This window comes from Rhabdaerophilum calidifontis (genome assembly GCF_008641065.1).
In the GTDB taxonomy this organism is placed as follows: domain Bacteria; phylum Pseudomonadota; class Alphaproteobacteria; order Rhizobiales; family Beijerinckiaceae; genus Rhabdaerophilum; species Rhabdaerophilum calidifontis.
In genome coordinates this window covers 208,051-227,033 of sequence record NZ_VTRS01000002.1, presented here as the reverse complement: position 1 = coordinate 227,033, position 18,983 = coordinate 208,051, and the positions used below count along the sequence as shown (strand labels likewise).

17 protein-coding genes and 1 tRNA gene are annotated in these 18,983 nt (G+C 68.5%); 6 read left to right on the top strand and 12 right to left on the bottom strand.

Going from position 1 to position 18,983, the window contains the following annotated elements; all coding sequences use genetic code 11:
- Positions 1–4: 4 nt before the first annotated feature.
- From FWJ24_RS05770 to FWJ24_RS05760, 3 genes are read left to right on the top strand one after another with little or no spacing between them, the layout of a single operon-like run.
- Positions 5–1,306 carry an NAD(P)/FAD-dependent oxidoreductase gene (locus tag FWJ24_RS05770; RefSeq protein ID WP_150286853.1) on the top strand — a complete coding sequence of 434 codons (1,302 nt, stop codon included), beginning with the start codon at positions 5–7 and terminating at the stop codon, positions 1,304–1,306.
- An 8-nt stretch (positions 1,307–1,314) separates the two neighbouring features.
- Entirely contained in the window at positions 1,315–2,106 is a 792-nt protein-coding gene (locus tag FWJ24_RS05765) for a DUF1365 domain-containing protein (protein ID WP_150286852.1), read from the top strand.
- Entirely contained in the window at positions 2,103–3,335 is a 1,233-nt protein-coding gene (locus FWJ24_RS05760) for an SAM-dependent methyltransferase (protein ID WP_150286851.1), read from the top strand. Before FWJ24_RS05765 ends, FWJ24_RS05760 begins: the two co-directional genes overlap by 4 nt.
- A 3-nt stretch (positions 3,336–3,338) precedes the next feature.
- On the opposite strand, the gene FWJ24_RS05755 is transcribed toward FWJ24_RS05760, so the two are convergent.
- The gene (locus tag FWJ24_RS05755; RefSeq protein ID WP_246155560.1) at positions 3,339–4,133 is read right to left on the bottom strand and encodes an SDR family NAD(P)-dependent oxidoreductase; all 795 of its coding nucleotides are present in this window, start codon (positions 4,131–4,133) and stop codon (positions 3,339–3,341) included.
- Positions 4,130–4,777, bottom strand: a complete 648-nt coding sequence (locus FWJ24_RS05750; RefSeq protein ID WP_206110803.1) for a ChrR family anti-sigma-E factor — start codon at positions 4,775–4,777, stop codon at positions 4,130–4,132. Before FWJ24_RS05750 ends, FWJ24_RS05755 begins: the two co-directional genes overlap by 4 nt.
- A gap of 270 nt (positions 4,778–5,047) precedes the next feature.
- On the opposite strand from FWJ24_RS05750, the gene FWJ24_RS05745 reads away from it, so the two are divergent.
- Both FWJ24_RS05745 and sseA read left to right on the top strand, forming a co-directional pair.
- Positions 5,048–5,809, top strand: coding sequence for an alanyl-tRNA editing protein (locus FWJ24_RS05745; RefSeq protein ID WP_246155559.1), 762 nt, complete (start codon positions 5,048–5,050; stop codon positions 5,807–5,809).
- 77 nt (positions 5,810–5,886) lie between these two features.
- Positions 5,887–6,738, top strand: a complete 852-nt coding sequence (gene sseA, locus FWJ24_RS05740) for a 3-mercaptopyruvate sulfurtransferase (RefSeq protein WP_150286847.1) — start codon at positions 5,887–5,889, stop codon at positions 6,736–6,738.
- Positions 6,739–6,829: 91 nt separating this feature from the next.
- On the opposite strand, the gene FWJ24_RS05735 is transcribed toward sseA, so the two are convergent.
- From FWJ24_RS05735 to FWJ24_RS05720, 4 genes are all read right to left on the bottom strand, one after another.
- Entirely contained in the window at positions 6,830–7,600 is a 771-nt protein-coding gene (locus tag FWJ24_RS05735; protein WP_150286846.1) for an amino acid ABC transporter ATP-binding protein, read from the bottom strand.
- Positions 7,601–7,614: 14 nt separating this feature from the next.
- Complete coding sequence (locus tag FWJ24_RS05730) at positions 7,615–8,991, bottom strand: amino acid ABC transporter permease (protein ID WP_246155558.1); 1,377 nt, start codon at positions 8,989–8,991, stop codon at positions 7,615–7,617.
- A 9-nt stretch (positions 8,992–9,000) separates the two neighbouring features.
- Positions 9,001–10,107 (bottom strand): amino acid ABC transporter permease, encoded by a 1,107-nt coding sequence (locus FWJ24_RS05725; RefSeq protein WP_150286980.1) that lies wholly within the window; start codon positions 10,105–10,107, stop codon positions 9,001–9,003.
- A gap of 376 nt (positions 10,108–10,483) precedes the next feature.
- Positions 10,484–11,500: an amino acid ABC transporter substrate-binding protein gene (locus tag FWJ24_RS05720; RefSeq protein WP_150286845.1), complete on the bottom strand. Its 1,017-nt coding sequence runs from the start codon at positions 11,498–11,500 to the stop codon at positions 10,484–10,486.
- A 304-nt stretch (positions 11,501–11,804) separates the two neighbouring features.
- On the opposite strand from FWJ24_RS05720, the gene metC reads away from it, so the two are divergent.
- Positions 11,805–12,989, top strand: a complete 1,185-nt coding sequence (gene metC / locus FWJ24_RS05715) for a cystathionine beta-lyase (RefSeq protein WP_150286844.1) — start codon at positions 11,805–11,807, stop codon at positions 12,987–12,989.
- Positions 12,990–13,024: 35 nt separating this feature from the next.
- Here metC and FWJ24_RS05710 read toward each other — a convergent pair whose 3' ends face one another.
- From FWJ24_RS05710 to FWJ24_RS05685, 6 genes are all read right to left on the bottom strand, one after another.
- Positions 13,025–13,372: a lipid-A-disaccharide synthase N-terminal domain-containing protein gene (locus tag FWJ24_RS05710; protein ID WP_150286843.1), complete on the bottom strand. Its 348-nt coding sequence runs from the start codon at positions 13,370–13,372 to the stop codon at positions 13,025–13,027.
- Entirely contained in the window at positions 13,372–14,127 is a 756-nt protein-coding gene (locus FWJ24_RS05705; RefSeq protein ID WP_150286842.1) for a glycosyltransferase family 2 protein, read from the bottom strand. Before FWJ24_RS05705 ends, FWJ24_RS05710 begins: the two co-directional genes overlap by 1 nt.
- 17 nt (positions 14,128–14,144) lie before the next feature.
- Positions 14,145–15,890, bottom strand: a complete 1,746-nt coding sequence (locus FWJ24_RS05700; RefSeq protein WP_246155557.1) for an ArnT family glycosyltransferase — start codon at positions 15,888–15,890, stop codon at positions 14,145–14,147.
- Between the two features lie 108 nt (positions 15,891–15,998).
- Positions 15,999–16,075: transfer RNA gene (locus FWJ24_RS05695), tRNA-Arg, on the bottom strand.
- Positions 16,076–16,106: 31 nt separating this feature from the next.
- Positions 16,107–18,578, bottom strand: a complete 2,472-nt coding sequence (locus FWJ24_RS05690; RefSeq protein WP_150286840.1) for a lysylphosphatidylglycerol synthase domain-containing protein — start codon at positions 18,576–18,578, stop codon at positions 16,107–16,109.
- Positions 18,463–18,768: an ETC complex I subunit gene (locus FWJ24_RS05685; RefSeq protein ID WP_150286839.1), complete on the bottom strand. Its 306-nt coding sequence runs from the start codon at positions 18,766–18,768 to the stop codon at positions 18,463–18,465. Before FWJ24_RS05685 ends, FWJ24_RS05690 begins: the two co-directional genes overlap by 116 nt.
- Between the last annotated feature and the right edge of the window lie 215 nt (positions 18,769–18,983).

Below are 18,983 nucleotides of genomic sequence, written 5' to 3'. Positions count from 1 at the left end.
CGGAATGCGGATCGCAATCATCGGCAGCGGCATCGCCGGGCACGGCGCCGCCTATCGCCTGACGCGGCAATTCGGCGCGCGGGCCGTGACCCTGTTCGAGAAATCGGCACGACCCGGCGGGCACGCCGCGACGGTCGATATCGCGTATGACGGCGCGCGAATGACGGTCGATACCGGGTTCATCGTCTATAACCGGCTGAACTATCCGCTGCTCGATGCCCTGTTCACGGAACTCGGCGTTCCCACCCAGCCTTCCGAGATGAGCTTCTCGCTCTCCCTCGATGGCGGCGCCTTCGAATGGTCGGGACAGGACCGGAACCGGCTGCGAAGCCTGTTCGCCCAGCCGGAGAATCTCGTCTCGCCGCGCTTCTGGCGGATGCTGGGCGACATCCTGCGCTTCAACCGCGCGGCGCGGAAGGCGCTCGATACGGGGAGGATCGGAACGGAGACGCTCGCCGGGTTCCTCGCGCGTGAGCGGCTCGGCGCGGATTTCCGCGACAATTACATCCTGCCGATGGGTGCCGCAATCTGGTCGATGCCGGCGCGGGACGTGCTCGATTTTCCGGCGGAGCGGTTCCTGCGCTTCTTCGACAATCACCGCCTGCTTCATGCCAGCCGCCCCGCCTGGCGCACCGTCACCGGCGGCAGCCGCGCCTATGTCGACCGCCTCCAGGCCGCCTCGGGTCATGAATTGCGTTGCAACACCGCGATCGTCGCCGTGCGGCGGCGCCCGGAAGGCGTCGAGCTTGCGACCGAGCACGGCGAGCGAACGCTGTTCGACGCGGTCCTCCTCGCGACGCATGCCGATCAGGCGCTGGCGCTTCTCGACGCGCCGCGGCCCGAGGAGCGTGCGGTTCTCGGCGCCATCCGGCATGCGGCCAATGATGTCTACCTGCACCGGGATGTGCGGCTGATGCCGCGCCGCCGCGCCGCCTGGGCGGCCTGGAACGTGCTCCGCGGGCCCGGTTCCGACGCGCGCCCTGTCGCCATCACCTATTGGATGAACCGGCTCCAGGGGCTCGACCCGGCACGGCCGGTTTTCGTCAGCCTCAATCCGCCGGAGCCGCCCGCGGCGGAATGCGTCTTCGGGCGCTACAGCTATGCGCATCCCCAGTTCGACGCGGCGGCCATCGCCGCGCAGGCGGCGCTGCCGCGCCTGCAGGGCAATGGCGGGGTCTATTTCGCCGGCGCCTGGGCCGGATACGGGTTCCACGAGGACGGGCTCCGGAGCGGCTATGCAGCGGCGGAGCGGCTGATCGCCGACCATGTGCCCGCCACGGCGCGCATGCCGGCGGCGGCCGAGTGAGCCGCGCCATGGATACCGCCCTTCCCTTCCCGCCGCCCACAGCGCCGGCGCTCTTCTACACCGGAGCGGTGATGCACCAGCGCATGCGGCCGGCGCCGCACCGCTTCCGCTATTCGGTGTTCTCGCTGCTCGTCGATCTCGACCGGCTCGACGCGGCCGGGCGGCTCGCGCGGTTGTTCTCGGTCGGGCGATTCAACCTGATCGGCTTCTCGCCGCGTGATCATGGCGCGCCGGGCGAGACCGATCCGGCCGCCGCGGCGCGGCGCCTGCTCGCAGATGCCGGGCTCGCGACACCGGTCGCACGGGTGCTGCTGCTCTGCCATCCGCGCGTGCTCGGCTTCGTGTTCAACCCGCTCGCGGTCTATTTCGCCTATGACGCGGCGGAGCGGCTGATCGGGATCGTCTACGAGGTACGCAACACCTTCGGCGGGCGCCACAGCTATGTCGCGCCGCTGCGCGCGGGCGAGGCGAGCGCGGCGGGCATCCGCCAGGAGGCCGAGAAGCGCTTCCATGTCTCGCCCTTCCTCGGCCCGGTGATGCGCTACCATTTCCGCCTGCGTCCGCCCGGCACGCGGGACGTGGCCGTGCGCATTCTCGAAACCGACGCGGATGGCCCGATTCTCGCCGCGACGTTCACCGGAACGGCGCTGCCGCTCAGCGATGCCGCCTGCCTGCGCCTCGCGCTCACCATGCCGCTGATGACGATCAAGGTCGTGCTCGGCATCCATTTCGAGGCGCTGCGGCTCTGGTTCAAGGGCATCGCCGTCCATCGTGCCCCTGCGGAGCCGGAACCGCGATGAGCCCGCAGCCGATCCTGCTCGATGCGCAGAACGCGCCGCGCCTGCTCGCCCGGCTGCCGCGCGCGACGCGCCTCGCCCTGCGCTTCCTGACCGGGATCCGCGTCGGCACGGCCGAGGTGACGCTGCCGGACGGCAGCCGCTTCCGGATCGAGACCGGGTGCCCCGGCCCGTCGGCCGAGATCCGCGTCGCCGCCTGGCGCTTCGCGCGGCGCGCGCTCATCAAGGGCGATGTCGGCCTCGGCGAAAGCTATCGCGACGGCGACTGGGACAGCCCGGATGTCACCGCCGTGCTCGCGTTGTTCGCGGCGAATGCCGAGCTCGCGCAGGATTTCCTCGCGCGGGCACCGCTGACGCGGCTCGCGCTGCGCTTCCGGCACCTGATCCTCAACCGCAACAGCCGCGCCGGCGCGCGCCGCAACATCTCGGCGCATTACGACCTCGGCAACGCCTTCTACGGCCATTGGCTCGACCCCTCGATGACCTATTCCTCGGCGCTGTTCGCGCCGGGGGACAACGATCTCGAAGCCGCGCAGACCCGCAAATACCGCGTGCTTGCCGAAGGCATGCGCGTCCGGCCCGGCGATCACGTGCTCGAGATCGGCTGCGGCTGGGGCGGGTTCGCCGAATATCTCGCACGCGAGCACGGCGCGCGCGTCACCGCGGTGACGATCAGCCGCGCGCAGCACGCTTATGCCGAGGCGCGGATCCGCGCCTCCGGGCTCGGCGAGCGGGTCGAAATCCGCCTCCAGGATTACCGGGACATCACGGGGCGCTTCGATGCCATCGGCTCGATCGAGATGTTCGAGGCGGTCGGTGAGCGCTACTGGCCGGGCTTCTTCGCGGTGCTGGCGGAGCGCCTGCGGCCGGGCGGCCGCGCGGGGCTGCAGATCATCACCATCCAGGACCGGTTCTTCGAGGATTACCGGCGCAATGTCGATTTCATCCGCCGGCATATCTTCCCCGGCGGCATGCTGCCCGCGCCGGGGCGCCTCGCCGATCTCGCCGGCGCGGCCGGATTCACGCTCGAAAGCGAGCGCATCTTCGGCCGCGATTACGCCGAGACGCTGCGGCATTGGCGCCAATCCTTCGAAGCCGCCTGGCCGAGGCTCGTCCCTCTCGGGTTCGACACGCCGTTCCGGCGGCTCTGGCGCTATTATCTCAGCTATTGCGAAGCCGGGTTCGAGATCGGCACGATCGACGTGCGCCAACTCGTCTACCGGCCCGCATGAGCATCAATCGACCCGGTCGCGCCAGCCGGTGGCGCGGGCGACGAGCGGGAAATAGAGGCTGTGCGGCAGCAGACGCAGCAGCTTGAGGAGATAGGCGAAGCGACGCGGAAAGGCGATCTCGAATCCGGGCCGCGCCATGCCGTCGAGCACCCGTTGCGCCGCGCGCTCGACCGGCTGGAGAAACGGCATCGGGAACGGGTTCACATCGGTCGCCGGCGTGCGGACGAAGCCGGGATTGACGATCTGGATCAGGATGCCGCGATTGTCGCAATCGAACTTCAGGCTCTCCGCGAGGTTGATCAGCCCGGCCTTGGTGGCACCATAGGCGGCCGAGGTCGGCAGGCCGGAATAGCCCGCGACGGAGGCGTTGATCGCGATCTGCCCGAAACCGCGCGCCGCCATGCGCGGCAGCACGGCGGCGAGGCCGTTGACCGTGCCGCCGAGATTGACGGCGAAGCTGCGATGGAATTTTTCGGCCTCGAACGGCACGGCACGCACCGGCAGGTAGAGCCCGGCATTGAGGAAGGCGCGCACGACCGGTCCGTGCTCCGCCTCGATCCGCGCCACAAGATCGGCGAGCCCGGACGGCTCGGTCACGTCCGCCGCGGCCGGGATGATCGCGCCGGGGCCTTCGGCGTCCGATGCGAGGCGGACGAGATCCTCGCCCCGGCGCGCGGTGGCAACCACGCGCCAGCCGCGTCGAGAGGCTTCGATGGCGACGGCCCGGCCGATGCCGGAACTCGCGCCGGTGATCCAGAACAGCCCATCCGCCGGTGTCGCGGGCCTCGGCTGGGTCAATGGCGCACGAAGCGGTTGATCAGGCGCCCGAACGGCCCGGTGAGCTTGAGCGGCGCGTCGAGCACGGCGAAGCAGATGCATTCCTCGTCCGGATCGGCAACCGGGACGTGATCGAGATGCTCGTCGGCCACGACGATGTCGCCGCGCCGGAAATGGCCGGCCTCATCACGGAAGCCGCCCTTGAGCACCAGGGTCACTTCCATTCCCTCATGGCTGTGCTGCGGCATCTTCCGGCCCGGCCGGATGCGATAGAGCACGGCGCGTGTGTCCTCGCCGCCATCGAGCCGGCATTCGCGGATGCCGGGGAGGACGGGGCGATATTCGAGCGCGTCGAGCGGCTTGCCGAGGAAATGCCGCAGCGGCCCCGGCGTGATCGCGCAGGGCGTGGAGGGTTCGACGCCGGGAAGCGCGAAGATCGCGTCGAGGCGGGCCTCACGACGCCGGATGCCGCCCGCGCAGGGCAGATCGCCACGGGCGAGGGCTACGCGGCCGAGCGTGGTTTCCAGCGCGGTGACAAAGGCGCGGTTGCGCGGCGACAGTTCCAGATGCGCGCCGACCAGCGCATGCAGGGCCGGAGACAGCGTGCCGCAGGCATAGCCTGCAAGGATCGCGTCAAGCGCGGAATGTTCAGGCGACGAATCCAAGACAAACTTCCCCAAACCCAGGCCGGCGTCACGCCGGATGCCACCGCCGGCAGCCCTTACGACAAGAATGCGCGCCACGAAAGATACGCAAGCTCGGCGAAACCGGATCATGCCGGGCGATTCCCGGCGCGCATATGCGGCCGATTAGCCCCGCGCACCGCGCCTCCGCAACGGGGCTGTTTGCCGCATCGCCCGGCCGGCCTGCCGGGTGCTTCCCTTCGCCGCGGGGGCGACTAAGATCGCATGCCCGATCTTGAGCCGGAGCCAACCTTGTCCGCACCCCCCGCCGCCCCCGACCTGCCCGCCACCCGCCTGATCTTCCGCGAGGATGCCTATGCCGACGCGGTCGAGGCGGAGGTGATCGCCCTGCACGAGGGCATGCTGGTGCTCGACCGCACGCTGTTCTATGCCGCCTCCGGCGGCCAGCCCTCCGATACCGGCACGATCATGGGGCCGGATGGCCAAACCCTGCCGCTTGCCGGCCTGCGCTACCTCGACGCCGCCAAGACCGTGATCGGCCATGCCCTGCCCGAGGGCGCGGATGCCGCCGCCCTGCTCGGCGCGAGGCTGACGCTCCGGCTCGATTTCGCGCGCCGCCACCGGCTGATGCGCATGCACACGGCGCTGCATCTGCTCTCGGTGGTGCTGCCCTATCCCGTTACCGGCGGCGCGATCAGCGAGGAAGAAAGCCGACTCGATTTCGACATTCCCGATGCCGGCCTCGACCGCGACGAGATTTCCGCCCGCCTCAACGCGCTGATCGCGACCGACGCCGAGGTCCGCGACCGCTGGATCACCGAAGCGGAACTCGACGCCAATCCCGGCCTCGTGAAAACGATGTCGGTGAAACCGCCGCGCGGTGCGGGGCGCGTGCGGCTGGTCGAAATCGCGGAGCCCGGCCGCACGCCCCTCGATCTCCAGCCCTGCGGCGGCACCCATGTCCGCGCGACGGGCGAGATCGGCCGTATCGGCGTGACCCAGATCGAGAAGAAGGGCAAACAGAACCGCCGGGTGCGGATCGCCTTCGCGTGAGGCCGCGCCCGCCCGCTGCCCTTGCCAGGCCCCTCCCCGACCCGCCCCTCCCCGACCCGTCCCATCCGGAGACCGCCATGTCCATCTTCGCCTCCATTCCCTTCGTCGAGCCGGATTGGCTCGCCGCGCGCCTCGGCGACGCGCGTCTCCGCATCGTCGACGGCTCCTGGCATCTGCCGCCCACGGGGCGTGTCGGCGCGGCCGAATATGCCGAGGCGCATATCCCCGGCGCGGTCTTCTTCGATCTCGACAGGGTCTCAGACCCCGCCTCGCCCCTGCCGCATATGCTGCCGGATGCCGATTTCTTCGGCGCGGCGGTGGGCGCGATGGGCATTTCCGAGCGCGACACGATCGTGGTCTATGATCAGCTCGGCCTTTTCACCGCGCCGCGCGTCGCCTGGATGTTCCGGATCTACGGCGCCGAGAACGTGCAGATCCTCGCCGGCGGCCTGCCGCGCTGGCGTCGCGAGGGGCACCCGGTGACCGCCGAGGCGCCTGCCCCGGCCCCGGCGCGCTTCGAGACCCGGCTCGCCGGCGATACCGTGGCCGATCTCGCCCGCGTCGCCGCGCATCTGCGCGAGGGCTCGGCGCAGATCGTCGATGCCCGCCCGCGCGCGCGATTCCTCGGCGATGCGCCGGAGCCCAGGCCCGGCATCCGGCCCGGCCACATGCCCGGCAGCTTCAACCTGCCTTTCGATATCGTGACGGCCGACGGGCGCCTCTGCACGCCGGAGACGGTGCGCGCCGAAATGGCGAAGGCGGGGATCGACCCCGCCAAGCCGATCATCACGAGCTGCGGCTCGGGCGTCTCCGCCGTGATCATCGCGATGGCGCTGTCCCAGGCCGGCGCCGATGTGCAGGCGATCTATGACGGCTCCTGGGCCGAATGGGGGGGCCGGGAGGACCTGCCGGTTCAGACAGGAGAGTGATGCATAGGGGCGTGATGCGCCGGTCCGCGCTGCCGGCCGGACCGATCAGCCGGCGGGGAGACGGACCGCGATTCCGGCCCGCCCGGCCGATTCAATGCAGGATCTGGCTGAGGAAGAGCTTCGTGCGCTCGTGCTGCGGGTTCTTGAAGAACTCGTTCGGCTCGTTCATCTCCACAACCTGGCCCTGATCCATGAAGATCACCCGGTCCGCCACCTGACGCGCGAAGCCCATCTCGTGGGTTACGCACAGCATGGTCATGCCGTCCTCGGCGAGCGAGACCATGGTGTCGAGCACCTCCTTGACCATCTCGGGGTCGAGCGCCGAGGTGGGCTCGTCGAACAGCATGATTTTCGGCGCCATGCACAGCGCCCGTGCAATCGCCACGCGCTGCTGCTGGCCGCCGGAGAGCTGGCCGGGATATTTCCCCGCCTGTTCCGGGATCTTGACGCGCGTGAGGTAATGCATCGCGATCTCCTCCGCCTCCTTCTTCGGCATCTTCCGCACCCAGATCGGGGCGAGCGTGCAGTTTTCGAGGATGGTGAGATGCGGAAACAGGTTGAAATGCTGGAACACCATGCCGACATCGCGGCGGATTTCGTCGATCTTCTTGAGATCGTCGGTCAGTTCCACACCGTCGACGATGATCGAGCCCTTCTGATGCTCCTCCAGACGATTGATGCAGCGGATCATCGTCGATTTGCCCGAGCCCGAGGGGCCGCAGACTACGATCTTCTCGCCGCGCGTCACCTTCAGGTTGATGTCCTTGAGGACATGGAACTCGCCATACCATTTGTGGACATCGATCATCTCCACCGCGATCGCGCTGGTCAGCGGGGTCGGCTTGAGATTGAGAACCGCCATTCGAGGATACTCCCTTACCTCTTGTCGGCTTTCGAGAGCCGCCGCTCGGTCGCGCGGGCATAGCTCGCCATGCCATAGCAGAAGATGAAATAGACGATCGCCGCGAAGGCGTAGCCCGTGGCCGAGACCGTCGGCGCCGCCCATTGCGGGTCGATGCGCGCGGTCTCGATCGCCTTGAGGAAATCGAAGATGCCGACGATCAGCAGCAGCGACGTATCCTTGAACAGGCCGATATAGGTGTTGACGATGTTGGGGATCGTCACCTTCAGCGCCTGCGGCAGGATGATGAGCCGCATCATCTGCCAATAGCCGAGGCCGACCGCCATCGCCCCCTCATACTGGCCCTTGGGCAGCGCCTGGAGCCCGGCGCGCACCACCTCTGCCATATAGGCCGAGGCGAAGAGCGCGATGCCGACCAGCGCGCGCAGCAGCTTGTCGACCGTGATGTCGTCCGGCAGGAACAGCGGCAGCATCGTGTTCGCCATGAACAGCACGGTGATCAGCGGCACGCCGCGCACGAACTCGATGAACAGCACCGAGAAGAACTTGATCACCGGCAGTTTCGAGCGCCGGCCGAGCGCCAGCAGGATGCCAAGCGGCAGCGAGGCGACGATGCCAACCCCCGCCACCACCAGCGTCACCATCAGCCCGCCCCAGCGCGCGGTATCGACCGGCGCGAGCCCGATCGCCCCCCAGAGGCGCTCGAAGGCCAGCCCCGCCGCCGTCAGGATGACAAGCGCCGCGAGGCCGAAGAGCGCCGCCCGGCCCGCCCTCACCCCTTCCGACCGCGCGACGAGAAACCCTGCCAGGAACAGCAGCGCCGCGAAGACGAGGCCGAGAATCACGCTCCGCCCCGTGACGAGATCGTAAGGATAGGCGAGGAAGGCGAGCGGGTTGCGGCCGCTCAGCAGCCCATAGACCGCGAGCGGCAGCACGACCAGGAAATAGACGAGGCCGAGATCGCGCCGCGGCGCGTTGAGCCAGAGCAGCCAGCCGATGCCGAGAGCGCCGAGCAGGAAGAACAGATCCGCCCGCCAGCGGCTCTCGACCGGATAGGCGCCATAGATGAAATAGGCCAGCCGGTCCTTGACGAAGGCCCAGCAGGCGCCGGGCAGCACGCCGCCTTTTGCCACGCAGGCCTCGCGATCAGCCCCGCTCCAGACGGCGTCGGTGATCAGGAAGCGTACGAAGCCGGGGATGATCCAAAAGGCGATCAGCAGCGCCAGCAGGGTGAGGAGCGTGTTGCCGGGCGACGAGAAGAGATTGGTCCGCAGCCAGCCGATGAGCCCCGATGTCGCGACCGGCGGCGGCAGAACCTGCGCCGCCGCTGCGCGGACATAGGCGCGGGACGCGGTGCCGGAGGGCGGGGCGGAGGACATTTCCGTGCTCATCTCGCCCCCTCAGCGCTCGACCAGCGCCTTGCGCGCGTTGTACCAGTTCATGATCAGCGAAGTCGCGAGGCTGATCGTCAGATAGACGGCCATGGTGATCGCGATCACCTCCACCGCCTGGCCGGTCTGGTTCAGCACCGTGCCGGCGAAGACCTGCACGAGATCCGGGTAGCCGACCGCCACCGCGAGCGAGGAATTCTTCGTGAGGTTGAGATATTGCGAGGTGAGCGGCGGGATGATCACCCGCATCGCCTGCGGAATGACGACGAGATCCAGCGTCGGGCCGGGGCGCAGCCCCAGCGCATAGGCAGCCTCGGTCTGCCCTTTCGAGACCGCCTGGATGCCGGCCCGCACCACTTCGGCGATGAAGGCGGCGGTATAGATCACGAGCCCCAGCAGCAGGGCCACGAATTCGGGATAGACCTGCACCCCGCCGCGGATGTTGAAGCGGCCGAGATCGGGATAGGCGAAGCTCAGCGGCTGCCCGGCAAGCAGATAGACCAGCAGCGGCAGCAGGACGATCAGCCCGAAGCCGATCGCGAGAACCGGCGCACGCTGCCCCGTCCGCTCCTGCCGGCGGCGCGCCCAGCGGCGGATGCCGAGATGCGCGACGAATCCGGCACCGAGCGCGCCGAGAACGAGGGAGAAGCCCGCGCCGAAAACCGGCTCCGGCACGAACAGGCCGCGCGTGTTGAGAAAGGCCCCACCTGGCAGCGCGAGGCTCTCGCGCACTTCCGGCAGCGCTTTCAGCACCGCATTGTACCAGAACAGCAATTGCAGCAGCAGCGGCGTGTTGCGGATCAGCTCGACATAGACCGTTGCGAGCTTCGCGACGAGCCAGTTCCGCGACAGGCGCGCAATGCCGATGACAAAGCCGAGAAGCGTGGCCAGCACGATGCCGATCCCCGCCACCAGCAAGGTGTTGAGGAGGCCCACCCAGAAGGCTCGGCCATAGGTCGAGGTCGTCTCGTAGGGGATCAGCCGCTGGCCGATATCGAAGCCGGCGATGTTGTTCCAGAAACCGAAACCGGAAGCGATCTTCTGCTTCTGGAGGTTTTCGATCGCGTTCGAGGCCGCCGCATAGGCCAGGAAGCCGACGGCCAGGAACAGGAGCATCTGAAAAAGGACCCCGCGCGCCTTCGGATTGTTCCAGAAGGCCACATGCGGGCGGGAATCGCTCCCCGTCGCCCCGGAGGGCCGGGCATCGATCGAACTCACCGCACTCTCCCCACATCGATCGGGGATCAGGCCGCAACCCCTCCCCACCGGATCCGACCGGCTCTCCCCATCCTGTCGGCCGCCGCTTCGCGGCAGCGCCGAACGCTGCGCGATCACGACTGCCGACAGGGAGATGGCCGGCAGAACCAACCCGGATCGGGCTTATGCCGCCCGTTTCCGATTGATCCGGCGCGCCTCCCGCAAGGGATCCCCGGCACGCCGGATTGAGAGGCGGGAACAGCCGGCAGGGGCCGACCGCTCCCGCGTCAGCCGCTCAGCGGATCGGCGGTGCGTATTGCAGGCCGCCCTTGTTCCACAGCGCGTTGACGCCGCGGGCGATCTTCAGCCGCGAGCCCTGGCCGACATTCTTCTCGAAGACCTCGCCGTAATTGCCGACATGCTTGATGATCCGGTAGGCCCAGTCGTTGGTGAGGCCGATCGCCTCGCCGAACTTGCCCTCGGTGCCGAGCAGGCGCTTCACGTCCGGGTTGGTGGATTTGAGCTGCTCGTCGACATTGGCCTTGGTCACCCCGAGTTCCTCGGCGGTCAGCATGGCGTAATGCGTCCACTTGATGATGTCGCCCCATTGGTTGTCGCCATGGCGCCAGGCCGGGCCGAGCGGCTCCTTGGAGATGATCTCCGGCAGGACCATGTGATCGTCCGGGTTGGTGAGGCGCAGGCGCTCCGAATAGAGGCCCGAGGCGTCGGTCGTGAAGGCGTCGCAGCGGCCGGCATCATAGGCCTTGGTCGTCTCGTCGGAGGTTGCGAAGGTCACGACCTCGTATTTGAGCTTATTGGCACGGAAGAAATCTGCGAGATTGAGTTCGGTGGTCGTGCCCTGCTGGGTGCAGACCGAGGCACCCGAAAGCTCCATCGCCGAGGCGATCTTGAGCTTCTTGCGCACCATGAAGCCCTGACCGTCGTAATAATTCACCGGGCCGAATTCGAGGCCCAGCGAGGTATCGCGCGACATCGTCCAGGTCGTGTTGCGGACGAGGACATCGACCTCGCCGGATTGCAGCGCCGTGAAGCGGTCCTTCGCGGAGAGCGGGACGAACTTCACCTTCGCGGCATCGTTGAAGATCGCCGCGGCGACCGCCCGGCAGAAATCGACATCGAGGCCCGTCCAGTTGCCCTGCGCGTCCGGCTGCCCGAAGCCCGCGAGGCCGGTATTCGAGCCGCATTGCAGAACACCGCGCGTCTTGACCTGGTTCAGCGTCTGCGCCGAAGCCGCGCCGGCGACCATGCCAAGGGCCGCGCCGAGAGCGACGGACATCATCAGCTTTTTCATAAACTCGTCTCCCCGAGTGTTTCACTGCTCCCGCCGGGGCGCCGGTTTTGCGCGCCAAGGTTCGATCGTCAGCGGCAGGACGCGGCATGACAGGCGATCTAAGACGAAAGGTCAAGCGATAGTTACAATCGGTTAGGTTTCGCGACCGCGCGACCGGCCGCGCAATCCGGCAGGATGCAACCGGGGACGGCATGCCGCCGCAACCGACGGCATCCGCGCATGCCCCCTTGCCCCGAACCGGCGGGGCGTCTACACTCTCTTCAGAAAATTATCCCTTATAATAGCCTGAAATGAGAACAAGATTATGAAGAAACTCTCAAATCAAGAAAAATCGACCCTAGATTCCGATACCCTGCTCGTGGTCGGCGGCCGCAACACCGCGGAGAGCTTCGGCTTCGTCAACACCCCGCCCTATCGCGGCTCGACCGTGGTCTATGCGAACGCGGCGGATTGCCTCGCGCACCGCAACCGCTTCACCTACGGGCGGCGCGGCAACCCGACCTCCGAGGCGCTGGAAAGCCTGTGGTCGGAGCTTGAGGGCGCGGCCGGCACCGTGATCTGCCCGTCCGGCGCTGCGGCGGTCTCGACCGCGATCCTCTCCTGCCTGAAGGCGGGCGACCACCTGCTGATGGTCGATTCCACCTATCGCCCGACGCGCAGCTTCTGCGACGGCGTGCTGCGGCGCTACGGCGTCGAGACCTCCTATTACGATCCGATGATCGGGGCCGGGATCGCCGATCTCGTCCGGCCGAACACGCGCGCGATCTACCTGGAAAGCCCCGGCTCGCAGACCTTCGAGGTGCAGGACGTGCCGGCGATCGTCGGGGTCGCGAAAGCGCGCGGCCTCGTCACGCTGATCGACAATACCTGGGCGACGCCGCTCCTGTTCCGGCCGCTCGATTTCGGCGTCGACATCGCGATCAACGCCGCGACCAAATATCCGTCCGGGCATTCGGACGTGCTGATCGGGCTCGTTGCGGCCAATGCCGCCGCCTTTCCGGCGCTCAAGGCGACGCATGGCGATCTCGGGCTCTATCTCGGGCCGGACGATGTGTTCCTGACGCTGCGCGGGCTGCGCACCATGGGGCTGCGCCTGCGCGAACAGGGCGCCAATGCGCTGCGGGTGGCCAAGCATCTCGCCGGCCATCCGCAGGTCGCATCCGTCCGGCATCCGGCGCTGCCGGGCTGCCCGGGCCATGAATTCTTCGCGCGCGATTTCAAGGGCGCCTCGGGCCTGTTCGCGATCGTGCTGAAAGCCGAGAGCGATCGCCAGGTCGAGACCTTCCTTGATAGCCTGAAGCTGTTCGCGATGGGCTATTCCTGGGGCGGTTTCGAGAGCCTCGCGGTGCCGTTCGACTGCACCGATTACCGCTCCGCGACGCGGTTCGCGCCGGGCGGGCGGGCCGTGCGCCTCAATATCGGGCTCGAATCGCCGAAGGATCTGATCGCCGATCTCGACCAGGCGCTCGCGGCCATGGCGCGGGTCTGAGCGGGGCGGGTCCAGGCGGGTCGAAGGGGCGCGCCTCAGGAATCGCCCTCGACCGCGACCCTGCCGCGCTCGCGCCGCTCCTTCGCGATCAGTGCGAGATTGCGGAAATAGATGAAGAAGGACAAGGCCTGCCCGAGAATGATCACGGGGTCGCGCTTGTGGATGCCGTAGGCGAGCACGATCGCGGCGCCGCCGATCGAGAAGAACCAGAAGGCGAGCGGCACGACCGAGCGCCCCGCGCGCTCGCTCGCGATCCATTGCACGATGAAGCGCGCCGCGAACAGCAATTGCCCGAACACGCCCATCGCCGCCCACCAGGTGAAATTGCTGATGAACACTTCGTGGAGGAAGGAATTGAGCCCCTGCGACAGCTGGATCAGCATCAGGCGATCTCCGTGACGCCAGGGGTGGGGCGCTTGCGCCGGATGAGCCACCACACGCCGGCAAGGTCGAGAATGCCGATCCCGAGCCGCCCCCAGAACCCGTAATTCGAGCGGCCCGACCCGCGCGGCCGGTCCACCACATCGACCAGCGCCACCACGCCCCCTTCCCGCCGCACCAGCGCCGGCATGAAGCGGTGGATGGCATCGAAATAGGGCAGCCGGAGATAGACCGCGCGCGGGAAGGCCTTCAGCCCGCAGCCGGTGTCGCGGGTGCCGTCCTTGAGGATCGCACCGCGGATCCGGTTCGCCATGCGCGATTGCCAGCGCTTGAACGCCGTATCCTTGCGCCCGATGCGCTGACCCTGGACAAGGCCGATCGCCGGATCGCCGCGCAGCGTTTGAAGGAGAAGGGGAATGAAGGCGGGGTTGTTCTGGCCGTCGCCGTCGAGCGTCACGATCTCCCCGCCGCGCGCGGCATAGACGCCGGCGCGAATCGCGGCCGATTGGCCGCCGCTCGCGGCATGGCGCAGAACGCGCAGGGCGGGATAGGTCGCGCGGAGATTGGCGAGGATCGTGGCGGTCTCGTCGGTCGAGCCGTCATCGACGACGATCAGCTCGTAGGCTTCGCGCCCGTCGAGCACGGCCGCGATCTCGGCGACGAGCGGGGCGACATTGCCCTGCTCGTTGCGCATCGGCACGACGACGGAGACGCGCGGGGGCCCGCTCTCGTGCGGCGTCTCGGATTGTTCTGCCATGGGCGCTCCGGTTCCGTTCAGCGGCGCACATAGACGCCAATATCGAGCACGCGCAACCGGCGGCTCTTGTCGAGCGCGGCGTTGATGTTGACGCCGCGCACCCGCGTCACCAGCGCCGGCGCGGCGCGGCCCTGCAGCGCCGCGCGGAACGCCTCCTCATGCGCCTGCTCGATGAAGGCGATCCGGCAGCCGTCGCCGTCGCGGTCCATCAGCGCGGCCGCCTCGGCGGCGTTCGGCATGCGCAGGCCGGTCGCGGTCAGGAAAACGAGGCTCGGCTCGCGATAGCCGACGGTCAGGAATTCGGGATCGACGCAGCCCGTCGCCCGCGCCGCCTCGGCAAGGCGCGGCGAGAGATTGAGCGCCTTGAGAGCGGGCAAGCCGAACGGATAGGCCGCAACCACCAGGGCGGCCGACGCGCAGAGCCCCAGCACCAGCCCGCGCACCGGCCGCGCCTCGCGCAGGATCGTCAATGCCGCGAGCAGGCCGAGACAGGCTGCGATCACCAGGAAGGGCAGCGCCAGGAAGGGCAGACGGAACAGCGGCTGCCCTTCCTCGAGGATCAGGAACAGGGCCGGCGCCCCGACGAGGAAGACCAGCGGCACCAGCGCCATCAGCCCGGCCGCAAGCGCCAGCGCCCAGCACGACCGCATCAGCCCGGCGCGCTCGGCGGCGAGCATGATCAGGATCGCCAGCGCCGGATAGAGCGGCAGCACGTAATGCGGCAGCTTCGTCGGCACCGCCTCGAGGATCAGCCAGAACGGCACGATCCAGGCGAGGAGCAGGGCGACGCCGTCATCGCGCCGCTCGCGGAAGGCGAAGGGTGCGGCGAGCAGCGCCAGCGGCGCCGCCGGCCAGAAGGTGAGCCAGAAGACGCCGAGATAGGTGCCGGGCGGCGCGCCATGCTTCTCCTGCGCGCCGCCGACCTTGGCCAGCATGTCCCGGCCGACCGAATCGGCGATGAAGCTCCAGCCGGCCTTGTAGAGGATCAGCACGAGCCAGGGCAGCACGACGAGTGCGACGAGCGCGAGCCCCCGCCACGGCCGCATGGCCCGGAACCAGCCAAGATCCCGGTCCCGCACCGCAAGAACGGCCAGGGCCAGCCCCACGATCAGCGGCGTGATTGGACCCTTGATCAGCACCGCGGCACCGATCACCAGCCAGAAGGCGGTGTGGTGCGCGGAAGCCGGTGCCGGCGCGATGCCCGGCGCGCGCGCAGCGAGATAGGCACGGGCGAGGAAGCCGAAGGCCGCGACCGAGAGCGCGCCGAGCACGGCATCGGTCTTGGCGAGCCGCGCCTCGACCCCGAGCAGCACCGAGCCGGCCATGATCAGGGCCGCGAGCAGCGCCCCCTCGCGCGAAAGGAAGGCGAGCGCCGCCCAATAGGTCAGCAAAACCATGGCGATCGCGCCGATCAGCGATGGCAGGCGGTAGAGCGCGATCGTCGTCCGCGCACCGTCGATCCCCAGCGCCTCGCCGGCCGAGACCGCGGCCGCCTGAAGCCAGTAGATCCCAACCGGCTTCTTGTGGCGGGCCTCGTCCTGGAAGCGGATATCGACGAAATCCCCCGTCTCCAGCATCTGCTTCGTCGCCTGCGCGAAGCGCGGCTCGTCACGGTCCATCGGCTGAAGGCTGATCTGCCCCGGCGCGAACAGGCAGAAGGAGATGAGCGCAAGCGCGAGGATCGCGCGCAGATGGCTGCGCGTCAGCGCGAGGAACACGCCGCGCCAATCCTGGTTGAGAAGCGTGGCCTTGGCATATCGCATGATGGAATCCGTCCGCTCTGGCCATCGCCGGCCCTGCCCCGACCCTCGCCCTTTTGCGCGCTCAGGCCGGGCGATGCAAGCCGGTTGGAACGAGGCCGGGCAAGCGTTTGGCGACCCCTGCAGGGTTCGAACCTGCGACCTCATGCTTAGAAGGCACGTGCTCTATCCAGCTGAGCTAAGGGGCCGTGGGGGCGCGGGAAAAGCCGCGCCCTCCGCTCATGGAGGAAGCAGATTTCCGCCGCCGGCGCAATTCTCCGCCGCCCCGTTCCGGCCGGAAGCGAGCAGCGCCGCCACCCCGCCGCCCAGCGCGAACCAGAGGATGCGCTGGTAGAGCATGTCATGGACGAGCGCCATGGTTCCGAAGACCAGAAGCAGGAACAGGACAAGCTGGGCCGCGGCATCCCCGCGCCGGGCGGGCCGCAGCGCCCTCCCGACAAGGGCGAGCAGCGGGGCGGCGAAGGCGAGGAAACCGGCCAGCCCCAATTCCGCGAGCAGCCAGACCGGTGTCGAATGGATGACCAGGAAACGGCCGCTCGCGGCGAGTTCCTGCCGGACGAAGGCCCCCAGCCCGGCGCCGAACAACGGCGCATCCCGGAACATGGCGAGCCCGGTCTCGATGCTGTGGAAACGTTCGGCATTGGTCGATGGATTGGGCACGATACTGATGCCCGCCATCTGGCGCGTATTGCCGAGCGAGGACGGACCCACGGGATCGAGGCCGAGAGCGCGCAGGGCTTGCGGAATCACGGCTTCGAGGAGGAACACCAAACCGGCCGGCAAAGCCAGCGCGCCGACCACCAGCAGGCAGGCACCGGCGAGCTTCGCCGCATCCGGCGCCCGCAGACGGCCGAGGAGGATCATCGCCGCGAGCAGCACCAGCCCGGCCCCCCAGCCGGCGCGGGAACCGGTCGCCACGAGGCAGACGCATTGGATCGCGAGCATCGCCAGCCGCCCGCGCCCCGCCGGCGCTAGGGCGGCGGTCAGCGCCGCCGCCGTCAGCAATTGCAGCGCGAAGGCGTTCCGGTTCTGGGCGAAGCCGGCGATCGGATTCGTCAGCAGCACCTCCGGCACCTTGAGCCCCGCCGCCACCAGCGAGAGGAGGGAGAGTTCCATCACGGCGATCGCCGTCACGGCGCCGGCCAGCGCGAGGCCGACCATGCGCAGGCCGGCAAGCCCGGCTTGCCGGACCAGCAGCCCGCCGGCGGCGAAATAGCCGAGCAGCACGAACCAGCCGAAATAGCGATTGGTCGTCGCCCAGTTCGTCCAGCCGAACATGGCGGCCCCGATCAGCAGCGACAGCGTCAGCGCGAGCGTCATCGCCGCAAGCGCCAGCCCCACGGGGCTCCTCAGCGCCGCGCGCACCCGCCCCGCGCGCTGGAGCAGCAGGATCGTCCAGGCGGCGGCGAGCAGCGCGAACGGATCGGCCAGGTTGACATTCACGAGCCCGCCGGCGGTGGGCAGGAAGAGCTGGAACGGGATCAGCGTCGCGATCAGCAGCGGAATGCCCGCCGTTAGCACGGAATCAAGCCGGGCCCGCGCCGGATCGGCGACATCGCTGGCATCCGCCGTGGGCGGCATGCGCCGCTCGGACAGCGCGAGCAGCGTGATCAGCATCATCGCGGCAAGGGAACCGGCGCCCACGAACACGGCCGTCACAAGCGCCACGCCCGGCTCCACCCCGATGACGCCAAGCGCGAGCAGCGCGCTCATCTCGCGCACGCCCCAGCCCGCGAAGCTGATCGGCACGCTCGCCGCGAACATGATGATCGCCGTGGCGGCGAGGAGATCGGCCATCGGCACCGCCGGCACGAAGAACCGGATCAGCACCGCATAGGCCGCCATCATCGGCAGCTGAACGATCAGGCTCGACAATGCCGAGATGAGGAGGGCGCCGGCGACATTCCGCCCCTTCAGGGCGCGCCGGGCATCCTGGAACAGGTCCGGATAGCCGATCACCGCCGCGGCCGCGGCCGCGAGCGCCAGCCCCGCGACGATCTTCGCGAATTCCAGCCCGCCGGCCTCGGCGCGGATCGCGATGCGGCCATAGATCAGATAGGCGCCGCCGAGCGCGAGGATGCCCGAGATCGCGGCCGCAACCAGCCGCTCGTGGCCGGTGACGAGCACGGTCGTCGCCGCCGAGACGCCGCTCCGCGCCAGGATCGCGCTCTGCGCGAACAATTGCCCCGCGAGCTGGAAGAACAGCGCCCCGCCGATGCTGCCGCCGCCGACCGCCGCCATCGCCTGGCGGAACGAGAGCCGGCAGCCATATTCGCGGGCGATGATCTGGAGCCGGAACGAGGCCGCGAGCGCGTTGAGGACCAGAAAGAGAAAGGCGAGAAGGGCGATGCCGGGCGAGAGCTTGCCCAGAACATCGGGGATCGCACCGGCATCGCCCAGCGCAACCATGAAAATCGCACAAGCAACAAGCAAGGCGAACGTTGCGGCGATCCTCAGCACGCCATCGCTTTCTGAGATTGAGACAAGAAATGATGTCTTGTCCGAGATTCGGGCCTTAGCCACAACCGGCCGTGCGGCGCGACGCTGGGGAGATCGCTCCGCGGCGCCGGCGCGCTCAATGCGTCCAGGTGCCGATGCGGTCGAAACGGAAATTGTCGGAATAGGCGATGGTGCGGCGGCTCGCCTCCTTGGGCGCCTCGAGCCGGAACGGGATGCCCTCGCGCCGCGCATAGGCAACGGCCTCGTCGGCGCTGTCGAACCACAGGCGGATCTGGCTGCGCATGTCGGCGGAACTCGTCCAGCCCATCAGCGGCTCGCGCACGCGGCGCGCCTCGGGCTCGAATTCGAGCAGCCAGCGCTGCGTCTTGGCCTGGCCGGATTGCATGGCGGTCTTGGCGGGGCGGTAGATCCGGGCCTTCATCGGGGCACCTTCCGGCATTCGATCGATTCCGCGCTTTGCGCGCGCCCCCTCATACCGGCCGCGCCGCGCGGGATCAACTCGCCGCGTTGCGGAAACCCGGCCGGTTACCCAGCACTGGAACCTGACGCAGATTCCCCAAAATGCATCACTCCTGACATTTTCCGGCGCGCGGGGGCTCGCAACATGAGGTGTCCAGCCATACTTACGCGACAATT

Coding starts and splice junctions, on each gene's coding strand:
- FWJ24_RS05685 (WP_150286839.1), bottom strand. CDS start 18,768: ATGAAGGCCCGGATCTACCGCCCCGCCAAGACCGCCATGCAATCCGGC.
- FWJ24_RS05720 (WP_150286845.1), bottom strand. CDS start 11,500: ATGAAAAAGCTGATGATGTCCGTCGCTCTCGGCGCGGCCCTTGGCATG.
- FWJ24_RS05730 (WP_246155558.1), bottom strand. CDS start 8,991: ATGAGCACGGAAATGTCCTCCGCCCCGCCCTCCGGCACCGCGTCCCGC.
- FWJ24_RS05705 (WP_150286842.1), bottom strand. CDS start 14,127: ATGGCAGAACAATCCGAGACGCCGCACGAGAGCGGGCCCCCGCGCGTC.
- FWJ24_RS05700 (WP_246155557.1), bottom strand. CDS start 15,890: ATGCGATATGCCAAGGCCACGCTTCTCAACCAGGATTGGCGCGGCGTG.
- FWJ24_RS05725 (WP_150286980.1), bottom strand. CDS start 10,107: ATGCTCCTGTTCCTGGCCGTCGGCTTCCTGGCCTATGCGGCGGCCTCG.
- FWJ24_RS05690 (WP_150286840.1), bottom strand. CDS start 18,578: ATGCGCGGCGCGAGGGCATCCCGTTCCGGCTCGAGGCGCCCAAGGAGG.
- FWJ24_RS05710 (WP_150286843.1), bottom strand. CDS start 13,372: ATGCTGATCCAGCTGTCGCAGGGGCTCAATTCCTTCCTCCACGAAGTG.
- FWJ24_RS05760 (WP_150286851.1), top strand. CDS start 2,103: ATGAGCCCGCAGCCGATCCTGCTCGATGCGCAGAACGCGCCGCGCCTG.
- metC (WP_150286844.1), top strand. CDS start 11,805: ATGAAGAAACTCTCAAATCAAGAAAAATCGACCCTAGATTCCGATACC.
- sseA (WP_150286847.1), top strand. CDS start 5,887: ATGTCCATCTTCGCCTCCATTCCCTTCGTCGAGCCGGATTGGCTCGCC.
- FWJ24_RS05765 (WP_150286852.1), top strand. CDS start 1,315: ATGGATACCGCCCTTCCCTTCCCGCCGCCCACAGCGCCGGCGCTCTTC.
- FWJ24_RS05770 (WP_150286853.1), top strand. CDS start 5: ATGCGGATCGCAATCATCGGCAGCGGCATCGCCGGGCACGGCGCCGCC.
- FWJ24_RS05735 (WP_150286846.1), bottom strand. CDS start 7,600: ATGGCGGTTCTCAATCTCAAGCCGACCCCGCTGACCAGCGCGATCGCG.